Consider the following 12,084-nt stretch of genomic DNA (forward strand, 5'->3'; position numbering starts at 1 on the left):
TCAGCATGGCGCTGCACCTGTGGGAGCTGGCTTGCCGGCGATGGGCTGCGCAGCAGACCCAACAGCACTAACTGACTGGCATCAGTACTTGCCCGCGGTCAGCGGTGCAGCACGTACTGGCCGCTGAAGGTTACAGCAGGCTCGTCACCACCGGCATTGCTCACCGTGGTCGCCAGCGTCAACCGTGCCCTCCCGCGGCGCTGGTACATGGTCAAGAACCGCTCCCAGGTCTTTTCATCCGGCGCCGCACAGCGCGCCACCGCCGCCCCGGTAACCGGCAGCGGATAACTGATCTGCCCTTCCTGGATGACGATATGCCCGTCATCGATCCCCAACTCGCGCAGGCGCAGGTGCAGCCAGCCCCAACCCACCAGCACCGCGGCGCAGTACAGGCTGCCGCCGAACATGGTGCTTTTGTGGTTGACGTTGGCCGCCAGCGGCAATTGCAGGCGAAGGGTGTGCTGCTGCCAATCGAGCACTTCCAGGCCCATTTCGCGGGTCAGGGGGATGTCGCCGTGCAGGACGGACTGCAGGTACTGGCTATCGGTGTTCATTAACGGTTGTCCTCTTGATCGTCATGCCCGCCGCTACCGCCGTCGAAGCTCAAGCCATGCTTGCGCAGCTTGTCGTGGAGGGTCTTGCGGGGGATGCCCAGCGCCTCGGCCAGGCTGCGCATGGAGCTGTGTGGCTGGGCCAGTTCGGCAGCGATCAGCGAGCGTTCGAACTGCTCGACCTGTTCGCTGAGGTTGCCGCTCGGCATCGGTACCGCAGGCATTGCCGCAGGTGGCGCCTGGCCGTCCAGGGCCAGTTCCAGGCCAAGGGCGAAACGCTCGGCGGCGTTCTGCAGCTCGCGTACGTTACCGGGCCAGTCGTGACGCAGCAGCATGGCGCGCTGGGCCGGCTGCAGGGCGTGTGGCGGCAGGCCATGGCGCTGGCTGGCGGCGTCGGCGAAGTGCTGGAACAGCACCAGGATGTCATCGCCGCGTTCGCGCAGCGGTGGAATACGCAGCGGTGCCACGTTCAGGCGGTAATACAGGTCGGCGCGGAAACGCCCCTGGTCGGCCGACTGGCGCAGGTCTTCCTTGGTCGCGGCGATGATGCGGATGTCCAGCGGGATCAGCTGGTTGCCACCCAGACGCTCGACCACCCGTTCCTGCAACATGCGCAGCAGTTTCACCTGCACATCCAGGCTCATGCTCTCGATTTCGTCGAGGAACAGCGTGCCACCGTTGGCGAACTCGAACTTGCCGATGCGGCGTTTCTGCGCACCGGTGAACGCCCCAGGCTCATGGCCGAACAGCTCGCTTTCGACCACCGACTCGGCCAGTGCGCCGGCGTTGATCGCCACGAACGGCCCGTCGCGGCGGCTGGACAGGTCGTGCAGGGCGCGGGCTACCACCTCTTTGCCGGCACCGGTCTCACCCAGGATCAGCACATCGGCGCGGGTGCCGGCCAGGGCGCCGATCTGCTCGCGCAGGCGCTGCATGGACGGCGACTGGCCCACCAGGCGGGTGGCCAATTGCTGACGGTCGCTCAGGGCCAGGCGCAAGCTGCGGTTGTCCAGTACCAGGCGGCGCAGGGCCAGGGCGCGGCGCACGCTGTCCAGCAGGGCGTCGCTGGCAAAGGGTTTTTCCAGGAAGTCATAGGCGCCGGCGCGCATCGCCTGCACCGCCAGCGGTACATCGCCGTGGCCGGTGATCAGCAGCACCGGCAGCTCGTTGTCACGACCGTGCAGTTGTTCCAGCAGTTGCAGGCCATCGATGCCCGGCATGCGGATGTCGCTGACCACCACCCCGGGCCAGTCGGCCTCGATGCGTTCGGCCAGGCCCTGGGCATCGGCGAGGGCGACCACCTTGAGGCCGGCCAGGTCCAGGGTCTGGCTCAGGGCCTGGCGCAGGTGCGGGTCATCATCGACCAGGATGACCTGGGCTCGGCTGTCGATCAGTGTCTCGGTGGTCATGCCGAGGGGTCCTCCGAATTGGGCAAAGTAGCGCCAGGCGCGGCCACACGCAGCTGCAGAGTCAGCAGAGCGCCACCTTCCGGGTGGTTGGCCAGCAGCAGTTCACCGCCCAGGGCGCGCATCAGGCTTTCGCAGATGGCCAGGCCCAGGCCCAGGCCCTGGGTGCGGGTCTTGGTGGTGAAGAACGGCTCCTTGGCGTGCTCCAGGGCCTGGCGGCTGAAGCCGGGGCCGTTGTCGCGAATGTACAGGTAGACGCAGTCATCGCGCTGCTCGGCACTTAGCCACAGGCGGCGCGGGTTGGCCTTTTCGGTCAGGGCATCGAGGGCATTGGCCAGCAGGTTGCCGAGCACCTGGCGCAGGCGGGTCTCGCCGGCCTGTACCCACAAGGTGGCTTCCGGCAGGTCGCGGATCAGCTCCACGGCCATCGCCCGGCGGCGCTTGGCCAGCAGCGCCAGGGCATCGTCCAGGGCTGGCTGCAGGGCCACGCTCTCCGGGGCATGGCGGTCACGGCGGGCGAAGGCGCGCAGGTGGGCGATGATCGAGGCCATGCGCCCGGTCAGCTCGCCGATCAGCTTGAGGTTGCCGCGGGCGTCTTCGGTACGCTGGTGGTCTAGCAGGATCTCGGCGTTTTCCGCGTAGCTGCGGATGGCGGCCAGCGGCTGGTTGAGTTCGTGGCTGATGCTGGCCGACATGGTGCCGAGCACCGACAGCTTGCCGGCCTGCACCAGTTCATCCTGGGCGCGCACGGCCTCCTGTTGGGCGTTCTCGCGCTCCAGCACGGCGCTCTTGAGCCGGGTGTTCAGGCCTTCGAGGTCGGCGGTGCGCTCGGCCACGCGTTTTTCCAGTTCCTGGCGGCCACGTGCCTCGAAGTCGATGCGGTCGATGTAGTGACGGCGCCGCTGCATCACCAGGCCGGCCAGCAGCATCAGCACCAGCAGGGTGCCAGCGCCGATGGCCATCACGGTTTGCACCGAACGGTCGACCAGCATGCGCGGGGCGAGGATGCTGACCTGCCAGCCGGTTTCCTTGATGTCGCGGGTCTGGCTGATCCAGGCGTCCTGGTTGAGCACCAGCGGTTGCGGGGCCTGGGTCGGGTAGGGCTGGATGGCGATGATTGCCTGGCGCTCGGCCTCGGTCAGCGCGCGGGTCGCGCGGAAGCGCCAGTCGGGCCGCGAGGTCAGGATGACCACGCCATTGTGGTCGGTCAGCAACAGTTGCTCGGGGGTGCGGCCCCATAGGGTTTCGGTGTGGTCGAGGTCGACCTTGACCACCAGTACGCCAACGATGCGTTCACGGTCTCGCACGGCGGCGGCGAAGAAGTAACCGCGCTTGGCCGACGTGGTGCCCTGGCCGAAGAAGCGCCCCAGGCGGCCGGCCATGGCTTCGTTGAAGTAGGGGCGGAAGGCGAAGTTGCGGCCGACGAAGCTGTCGCGCTTGTCCCAGTTGGAGGCGGCCAGGGTGTTGCCGCTGACGTCCATCAGGTACATCACCTCGGCGCCAGTCTGTTGGACGATGTCCTTGAGCAGGCGGTTGGCATTGGTCACCGCTTCCAGGCGGAACGGGTCGGCCAGCACCCCGCGCAGCGCCGGCAGGTCGCCGAGAATCTGCGGCAAGGTTTCGTAGCGGTGCAGGGTACCGAGCAGGTTGGCGACGTACAGGTCGAGAGTCTGGCGGTTCTGCGAGGCCAGTTCTTCCTGGTAGTAACGTTCGGCCAGGTGATGCAGGGGCCACAGTAACGGGGCCAGGCACAGGGCCAACAGGGCCAGGCTGCGCCAGCGGGGACGGCGTGGGGGCGTGGGTTTTGCAATCATCACGTAAAGGCGCCAGAAAAGTCTGCCGCAATTATGCGCTAGTTAAGGCAGCAGTTCCGCCTCTGCCAGTTGCAGGCCGAGCTTGTCCTTGTCCGACAGCACCGGTGGCTGCTGCAGCCCCCAGTCGATGGCCAGCGTCAGGTCATCCCAGCGGATGCAGCGGTCGGCGCCCGGGTTGTAGTAGTCGGTGGTCTTGTAGAGAAACTCGGCCGACTCGCTTATCACCGCAAAGCCATGGGCGAAGCCGGGCGGAATCCACAACTGGCGATGGTTGTCGGCCGACAGCTGCACCGCGACCCATTGGCCGAAGGTTGGCGAGCTCTTGCGCACGTCCACGGCAATATCACGGATTTCCCCCTGCACCACGCGCACCAGCTTGCCTTGGGTGTTTTCCACCTGGTAGTGCAGGCCACGCAGCACACCCTTGATGGAGCGCGAGTGGTTGTCCTGAACGAACTCGACATTCACGCCGGTTTGCCGGGCGAACTCACGGGCGTTGAACGCCTCGAAGAAAAAACCACGGCTGTCACTAAAAATCTTTGGCTCGATGATCAGTACTTCAGGGATCGCGGTAGGGATGATGTTCATGGCGGTTCGCTGGCCCGTTCTGCTCATGTATTGACCCTAGCCGGTCTGGCCGTTTTTTCCGCCTTGGGCTTCAACGGCATTCACAAGGGCTGTCTATGGTAGAGGTCGTGCCGCTTTGGTTCTCGGCCAAGGTTGGGGATGTATCGATTGTTATCGATTTAATGTCCTTGAGCGCTCATGATTTTCCCGATTATCGGGCTTCAAATATCGATATATATCGGTTATAAATTGACAAACGCCCCAGCACAGTCCGGCTCAGGGCCATCACAGAGGTCAACCATGAAAACCCTCAACTCCACTCCCCGTGCCGATGGTTTCCACATGCCCGCCGAGTGGGCCCCGCAAACCCAGGTGTGGATGGTCTGGCCGGAGCGGCCGGACAACTGGCGCCTGGGCGGCAAGCCGGCGCAGGCTGCCCATGTGACCCTGGCCAAGGCCATTGCCCGCTTCGAGCCGGTAACCGTCGCGGTTTCCGCTGGCCAGTACGAAAATGCCCGTCGCCAGCTCGACCAGCCGAACATCCGCGTGGTCGAGATCAGCAACGACGACGCCTGGGTGCGTGACACCGGCCCGACCTTCGTCATCAACGACCAGGGTGAAGTGCGTGGCGTGGACTGGGGCTTCAATGCCTGGGGCGGCTTCGACGGCGGCCTGTACGCACCGTGGAACCGCGACGAGGAGCTGGCAGCCAAGGTCCTGGAAATGGAGCGCTGCCAGCGCTACCACACCGAAGGTTTCGTGCTCGAGGGCGGCTCGATCCACGTGGACGGCGAAGGCACCGTGATCACCACCGAAGAATGCTTGCTCAATCGCAACCGCAACCCGCACCTGAACCGCGAGCAGATCGAAGCGGTGCTGCGCGACCAGCTGGCGGTGGACACCGTGGTCTGGCTGCCGGATGGCCTGTACAACGACGAGACCGATGGCCATGTCGACAACTTCTGCTGTTACGTGCGCCCGGGCGAAGTGTTACTGGCCTGGACCGATGATTCCAACGACCCCAACTATGCACGCTGCCATGCCGCCATGGAGGTGCTGAAGAACACCCGCGATGCCAAGGGCCGTGAATTCATCGTGCACAAGATGCCGATCCCGGGCCCGCTGTTCGCCACCGCCGAAGAGTGTGCCGGTGTCGATCAGGTGGCCGGCAGCCAGGAGCGTGACCCGTCGGTGCGCCTGGCCGGCTCGTACGTGAACTTCCTGATCGTCAACGGCGGCATCATCGCGCCAAGCTTCGACGACCCGGCAGATGCCGAGGCCAGAGCGATTCTGGCGAAGATCTTCCCCGACCACGAGGTGGTGATGATCCCAGGTCGCGAGTTGTTGTTGGGCGGTGGCAACATCCATTGCCTGACCCAGCAGCAGCCGGCACCGGTCAAGCGTTGAGCGCACGGTGAATGAAGGGGCCCGTCAGATGACGGGCCTTTTTTGTTTCCGGGGGCCGTCCGCAGGCCTGTGCTGGCATATGTTTTGTATTGTTTTCAGTCAGATAGCTCGGCCATGCCGCGCTCTCGGATCTGTAACAATCCTTACGTAGATTAGCCGCTCACGGGCCAGGGAGTACGTGTAGAGATGAACGCAGCAAGTGAGTCGGCTTTGCGCCCATCGGCAGTGAATCACCAATCGCTCAGGCTTGTGGCGAAGTGGTTGAAACACCATGGATGCATCAGGGTCAGGACGACCGACCCACAACGTCTGCTTGCCGGACGATATCCCCAAGGGCTGATCAGCGAAGCAGAAATGCAGGCGCTGATGGCGGTGTGGCACTGATCGAATCGGTATTACCTGTACCGGCCTCTTCGCGGGCATGCCCGCTCCCACAGGTACTTCACAGGCTTCGAGGCATGTGGTGCCCCTGTGGGAGCGGGCGAGCCCGCGAAGAGGCCGGCACAGGCGCTAGAGATCAGAAGCTGTAGCTGCCAGTCACCACCAGGCTACGCGGGTCACCCACCTGGATCTGCGCCGCACTGGTCGCCGAGCTGTAGTAGGTCTTGTCGGCAATGTTGCTCAGCGCCGCCCGCACATCCCAGTCATGCGTGCGGTACCCCGCCAATGCATCCCAGCGGCCATACCCCGGCAGCACCGTGGTGTTCTGGTTGTCCGCATAACGCTCGCCCACCAGCGTCAGGCCGGTTTCGGCGTACCAGCCCAGTTCCGGTTTCCAGGTCACGAACAGGCTGCCGTTGCGCTTGGCCACGTCATTGATGCGGTTGCCTTCCTGGCCGTTGTTGTCCTTGACGATGGTTGCGTCCTGCAGGCCGATGCCCCCGCGCACGTACCAGTTGCCAACGATGTTGCCGGTGGCGGTCAGCTCGATACCGCGCGAACGCTGCATGCCGCTGAGCAAGATGTTTTCCGGGACAAGCGGGTCGCGGGTGCGGCGGTTGTACAGTTCCAGCTCGTAGATGGCCAGGGTGGTGGTCAGGCGCTGGTCCAGCCAGTCGCTTTTTACGCCGATTTCCTTTTGGCGGGTTTCTTCCGGCTTGGCATCGTTACCGTTGCCCTTTGCGCCCGGGGTGATGCCGATCAGACCGCCGCCAACCGGCGAGAAGGTCTTGCTCCACGAGGCGTAGAACGAATGGTCGCGCCAAGGCGTGTAGACCACACCCAGGCGTGGGCTGGTGCTGTTGCTGTCCTGTGTTTCGCGCACGCCATCCTTGTTGGTGGTTTCCACTTCAAACTGGTCGAAGCGCACGCCAGCCAGGATTTGCCACTGATCGTTCAAGCGGATCTGGTCTTGCAGATAAAGGCCGCGGCTATCGACCACGGTATGGTTGTCACTAAACACCGTCATCGGGTCATTGAGCTGCTGGTCGCGGCCGGGCTTGCCCAGGCCCTGCAGTTTCTGGTCGACCGCTTTGTACAGCACCGGGTCGCGCTTCTGGTTGCCGAACTCCAGGCCCAGCAACAGCTTGTGCTCCAGGCCCAGGGTGTCGAAGTCGCCCTCGGCCTCCAGGTTGTTGAACAGGTTGCGGGTGTTCAGGTCCTGCTGCCAGCGCTGGCGGGTCAAGGTGTCGGTGCTGGCGTCGTAGCCCGTGACGTAGGTGTTGTCGAACTCACTGTCGAGCTTGAACAGGCCCAAGGTATGGCGCAACTGCCAGGCTTCGTTCAGCTGGTAGTTAAGGCGCGAGCGCAGCGACTGAGCGCGGTCGTCGATGTAGTCGCGCTGGGTGTCGCCATAGGTGGTGCTGCGACTGACATCTGCCGGGCGGCCGTTGACCCCGGGGATGCCACGGTCCGGGGTGCGGTTGTAGCGGCTGTATTCGTATTGCACCAGCCAGTTCAGGTCGGGGGTGACCTGCCAGCTGATCGACGGGGCGAACAGCTGGCGGCTGCCGTCGATGCCGTCGCGGAAGCTGTTGTTGTCCTGGTTGCCCATGTTCAGGCGCAGGCTGACGGTGTCGCTGGGGTCGGCACTGAGGTCGGCATACAGGCTGCGCAGGTCTTCGCTGCCGGCCTGCGCCTCGATGCTCGAACGGCGGCCGTGCTCCGGCGCCTTGCTCACCCGGTTGACGATACCGCCCTGGCTGCCACGGCCATAAAGCACCGCTGCCGGCCCCTTGAGCACTTCGACCCGCTCGATGTTATGCAGGTCGCGGATGTACTGGCTGTCGTCGCGAATGCCGTCCAGGTAGAAGTCGTTGCTGGCCTCGAAGCCGCGGATGCGCACGCTGTCGAAGCGGGTGTCGGCACCGCTGCTGACGTTGGGGATGCCTTCCAGCGCCTTGCCCAGGGTGTTGCTGCCGTAATCCAGCACGTTGACGGTCTTCACCGTGTCGATGGCCTGCGGCACATAACGTACCGGCGTCGAGGTGCGGGTCGCGGTGCTTACCTCCTTGACCCGCGGGTTGTCCTCTTCGCGCTCACTGTCGGCGGTTACCGACAGTTCCGGCAGGGTGGTGGTGGCGGCACTGGCCAGGCCGGCGCCGAACAGCAGCGACAGGCCAAGCGTCAGGGGTGAAAGACGGCAGGGTACAAGCATGGGCACATCCGGATCGAGCAGGTGAAAAAGAGGTGCGGATGGTAATGCTTGTTATTTGCTATTGCTTGAGTATTTGTAAAGGGTTGTCATTACATCTGTGTCAGTTTGTTACGGTCGCTGCTGCGCCGCGTTTCCGTGCAGGAGCAGCCTTGTGCTGCGAAAGCGCCCTCACCGGAAATTGTCCGTTCGATCAAAAGGCTATTTCCTACACAAGATAAATTGTCCGCTGATAGCGCAAACCTGCATGGAAATGCACCAGACCCACAGGAAATTTTGGTTATATCAACCTGCATTTCACGACTTTTTGACATTTGTAATCGCACACGGCTAGGATTCGGCCAACGCCTGCTGGCCATGATCTTGGCCATGCTGCTGCCAGAGGCCGCCGTGTGATTACCGGCAGGCCTTCCAGTCTGGATCCGCATAGCGTCGAACCTACGAAGGGGCGTTGGTTCCTGGCGTCATATTGCAGAGCGTTTTTGATTAAGAAATAAGGAAAACAACATGTTGAAAACCAGGATCAGCCTGGTCGCCCTGGCGATGATCGCCGCGACCCAGGCACAGGCCAATGATCAGGCCGACAGCAAAGGCTTCATCGAGGACAGCCACGCCAACGTCCTGCTGCGTAACGCCTACATCAATCGTGACAAGAAGCACGGCACCGACGACCAGATCGAATGGGGCCAGGGCGTCATCGCCAACTTCTCCTCCGGCTTCACCCAGGGCACCGTCGGTGTCGGCGTCGATGCATTCGGCCTGTACGCCGTGCGTCTGGACGGCGGCAAGGGCCACAACGGTGGCGCCGGTGTCGACTTCTTCAAGCCTTCGGACTTCAAGGACGAGAACGGCAACGCCAACTCGCCGCACAACCTGGCCCGTGGTGGCGCTGCAGTGAAGTTCCGCATCTCCAACACCGTGCTCAAGTACGGTGACCAGATGCCGGCACTGCCAGTGCTGCAGTACGACGACGCCCGTCTGCTGCCAGAAAGCTTCACCGGTACCCTGATCACCTCCAAAGAGATCCAGGGCCTGGAACTGAACGCCGGCCGCTTCACCCAGGAAGCGCGCAAGAGCGCCGAGCGCCGTGACGGTGGTGGCCTGAAGTCGATCAACGTGCTTGGTGGTAGCTACAAGTTCACCGACAACTTCACCGCTTCGCTGTACACCGCCGACAACGAAGACGTGATGAAGAAGCACTACCTGGGCCTGAACTACGTCTTCCCGATCGCCAACGACCAGTCCCTGACCCTGGACTTCAACGGCTACAAGTCGGACATCGACAACAAGTTCGTCAAGAGCGCCAAACTCAACGGCGACTCCAACACCATCTGGAGCCTGGCAGCTACTTACGCGTACGGTGCGCACTCGTTCACCATCGCCCACCAGCGCAGCACCGGCAGCACCGGCTACAACTACGGCTGGTACCAGAACGAGGGTGGCGTGGGTGACGGCGGTTCGACCATCTACCTGGCCAACTCGTACTGGTCCGACTTCAACGCCGAAGACGAGCGCTCCTGGCAGCTGGGCTACGGCCTGGACTTCGGTGCCTACGGCATCCCGGGCCTGACCTACAAGCTGGCCTACGTGGTGGGTGACAACATCAACACCCGCAACGTCGACAACCCGCAGGGCTTCGGTGAAGGTAAAGAGCGCGAAATCTTCAACCAGATCCGTTACGTGGTGCAGGACGGCCCGGCCAAGGACCTGTCGATCAAGCTGCGTAGCTCGTTCGTGCGTACCAACAACGCCGTGCAGCAGAACGGTTACAACGACGACGGCAACGAAGTCCGCGTATTCGTCGAGTACCCGATCAGCATCTTCTGATCCTGATCTGATGGCCTAGGGGCTGCTTTGCAGCCCATCGCGACACAAGGCCGCTCCTACATGAGATTGCGTACTCCTGTAGGAGCGGCCTTGTGTCGCGAAAGGGCCGCAAAGCGGCCCCCGGCTTTCACGCAGGCTCCACTTCCCTGCGCCGCACCCCAGCAACCTTCACCTCTCCCTCCCCAGTCTCCGGCGCAAAGCTGTCACTACGCGCCATCCGCCACATCCGCGCATAAAACTCGCTTTCAATCGAGCCACTGAGCAATTCGCCCGGCTTGAGGAACGTGTGCAGGTCCGAGAACAGCCCGATTTCGCTAGGGCTGATACGCCGCGCCAGGTGCTTGGGCTTGAGCTCCGAAGGGTGTTCCAGGCCTGCGGCAGCCAACATTTCGGCCAACGTATGCAGCGTGTTGCGGTGGAAGCTGGCCACCCGCTCGGCCTTGTCCGGCACCACCAGGGCGCGCTGGCGCAGCGGGTCTTGCGTGGCCACGCCGGTCGGGCATTTGTTGGTATGGCAGCTCTGCGACTGGATGCAGCCGATGGCGAACATGAAGCCGCGCGCGGAGTTGACCCAGTCCGCCCCGATGGCCAGCACGCTGGCGATGTCGAAGGCGCTGACGATCTTGCCTGCCGCGCCAATGCGGATACTGGCGCGCAGGTTCAGGCCGACCAGGGTGTTGTGCACGAACATCAGGCCCTCGCGCATCGGCACGCCCATGTTGTCGCTGAACTCGCGTGGCGCCGCCCCGGTGCCGCCTTCCTTGCCATCGACGACGATGAAGTCCGGAGTGATGCCAGTGGCCAGCATGGCCTTGGCAATGCCCATGAACTCCCAAGGGTGGCCCAGGCAGAATTTAAACCCCACCGGCTTGCCACCCGACAGCTCGCGCAGGCTGGCAACGAACTGCAGCAACTCGACCGGCGTGCGGAAGGCACTGTGCGCCGCCGGCGAGATGCAATCCTCGCCCACGCGCACGCCACGGGTTGCGGCAATCTCGGGGCTGACCTTGTGCCCGGGCAGGATGCCGCCGTGGCCCGGCTTGGCGCCCTGGCTGAGCTTGATCTCGATCATCTTCACCTGCGGCGAGCGTGCCTGCTCGGCGAAGCGCTGTGGGTCGAAGCGCCCGTCCTCGGTGCGGCAGCCGAAGTAGCCACTGCCAATTTCCCAGATCAGGTCCCCGCCATGTTCGCGGTGGTACGGGCTGATGCTGCCTTCGCCGGTGTCATGGGCAAAACGGCCCATGCGTGCACCGCGGTTCAGGGCAGCGATGGCGTTGGCACTGAGGGCGCCGAAGCTCATGGCCGAGATATTGAAGATCGATGCCGAGTAGGGCAGGCGGCATTGCGGCCCGCCAATGGCGATGCGGAACGATGCCGGGTCTGGCGTGGCCACTGGCAGCATGGAATGGCTGATGAACTCGAAGCCGGGCTTGTAGGCATCGTTGAGGGTGCCGAAGGCCTTCTCGGCGCTTTCGTTCTTGGCCCGGGCGTAGACCAGCGAACGCTGCGAGCGGGAGAACGGCAGCTTGTCGTCGTCGCCCTCGATCAGGTACTGGCGGATTTCCGGGCGGATGGTTTCGATCAGGTAGCGGATGTTGCCCAGGATCGGGTAGTTGCGGCGCACGGCGTGGTGGCTTTGCCGCAGGTCATTCAGGCCGACCAGGCTGAGCAGCGCGGTGATCAATGTGAACGGCCACATCCAGGCATGCTGGGGTAGCAGCGGCAGGCTGGCGAAGGTGAACAGCAGGCAGAGGGCGAGGCAGGCGTAGCGGCTGGGTAGAGAGTGTTTCATGGGTCCATCGCAGGCAGGATGACCGGGCATAGGATAGGCAAAGGCGGGGAGGGGAAAACCTGGGTAATCGGTAAAAGACTGTTACCTGATTGTGGTTGTGTTGCCTGTCCTGGCCTCATCGCCGGCA

Annotated in this window: 9 protein-coding genes; 3 read left to right on the forward strand and 6 right to left on the reverse strand. The window is 63.5% G+C overall.

Going from position 1 to position 12,084, the window contains the following annotated elements; genetic code table 11:
- Positions 1-98 precede the first annotated feature (98 nt).
- The 4 genes from CAG44_RS09120 to rfbC are packed head-to-tail and all read right to left on the reverse strand — an operon-like array spanning position 99 to position 4,359.
- Positions 99-554 carry a YiiD C-terminal domain-containing protein gene (locus tag CAG44_RS09120; RefSeq protein ID WP_085691970.1) on the reverse strand — a complete coding sequence of 152 codons (456 nt, stop codon included), beginning with the start codon at positions 552-554 and terminating at the stop codon, positions 99-101.
- A complete protein-coding gene (locus CAG44_RS09125; protein ID WP_025337340.1) occupies positions 554-1,960 on the reverse strand; it encodes a sigma-54 dependent transcriptional regulator in 1,407 nt (468 codons plus the stop codon). The genes CAG44_RS09120 and CAG44_RS09125 overlap by 1 nt, the downstream gene beginning before the upstream one ends.
- Positions 1,957-3,771 carry an ATP-binding protein gene (locus tag CAG44_RS09130; RefSeq protein WP_025337341.1) on the reverse strand — a complete coding sequence of 605 codons (1,815 nt, stop codon included), beginning with the start codon at positions 3,769-3,771 and terminating at the stop codon, positions 1,957-1,959. The genes CAG44_RS09125 and CAG44_RS09130 overlap by 4 nt, the downstream gene beginning before the upstream one ends.
- A 42-nt stretch (positions 3,772-3,813) precedes the next feature.
- Positions 3,814-4,359: a dTDP-4-dehydrorhamnose 3,5-epimerase gene (gene rfbC / locus CAG44_RS09135; protein WP_085691971.1), complete on the reverse strand. Its 546-nt coding sequence runs from the start codon at positions 4,357-4,359 to the stop codon at positions 3,814-3,816.
- Positions 4,360-4,638: 279 nt separating this feature from the next.
- On the opposite strand from rfbC, the gene aguA reads away from it, so the two are divergent.
- On the forward strand, positions 4,639-5,745 hold the full coding sequence (gene aguA / locus CAG44_RS09140) for an agmatine deiminase (protein ID WP_025337343.1): 1,107 nt from the start codon (positions 4,639-4,641) through the stop codon (positions 5,743-5,745).
- Between the two features lie 186 nt (positions 5,746-5,931).
- Positions 5,932-6,129 (forward strand): hypothetical protein, encoded by a 198-nt coding sequence (locus tag CAG44_RS29090; RefSeq protein ID WP_075044327.1) that lies wholly within the window; start codon positions 5,932-5,934, stop codon positions 6,127-6,129.
- Between the two features lie 133 nt (positions 6,130-6,262).
- Here the strand turns inward: CAG44_RS29090 and CAG44_RS09150 are convergent, their stop codons facing one another.
- Positions 6,263-8,341 carry a TonB-dependent siderophore receptor gene (locus CAG44_RS09150; RefSeq protein WP_085691972.1) on the reverse strand — a complete coding sequence of 693 codons (2,079 nt, stop codon included), beginning with the start codon at positions 8,339-8,341 and terminating at the stop codon, positions 6,263-6,265.
- Between the two features lie 504 nt (positions 8,342-8,845).
- On the opposite strand from CAG44_RS09150, the gene CAG44_RS09155 reads away from it, so the two are divergent.
- Entirely contained in the window at positions 8,846-10,165 is a 1,320-nt protein-coding gene (locus CAG44_RS09155; RefSeq protein WP_085591856.1) for an OprD family porin, read from the forward strand.
- 127 nt (positions 10,166-10,292) lie between these two features.
- On the opposite strand, the gene CAG44_RS09160 is transcribed toward CAG44_RS09155, so the two are convergent.
- Positions 10,293-11,957, reverse strand: a complete 1,665-nt coding sequence (locus tag CAG44_RS09160) for an FMN-binding glutamate synthase family protein (RefSeq protein ID WP_085691973.1) — start codon at positions 11,955-11,957, stop codon at positions 10,293-10,295.
- Positions 11,958-12,084: the final 127 nt, after the last annotated feature.

The sequence above is a fragment of the Pseudomonas sp. B13(2017) genome (assembly GCF_002113245.1).
Classification (GTDB): Bacteria; Pseudomonadota; Gammaproteobacteria; order Pseudomonadales; family Pseudomonadaceae; genus Aquipseudomonas; species Aquipseudomonas putida_Z.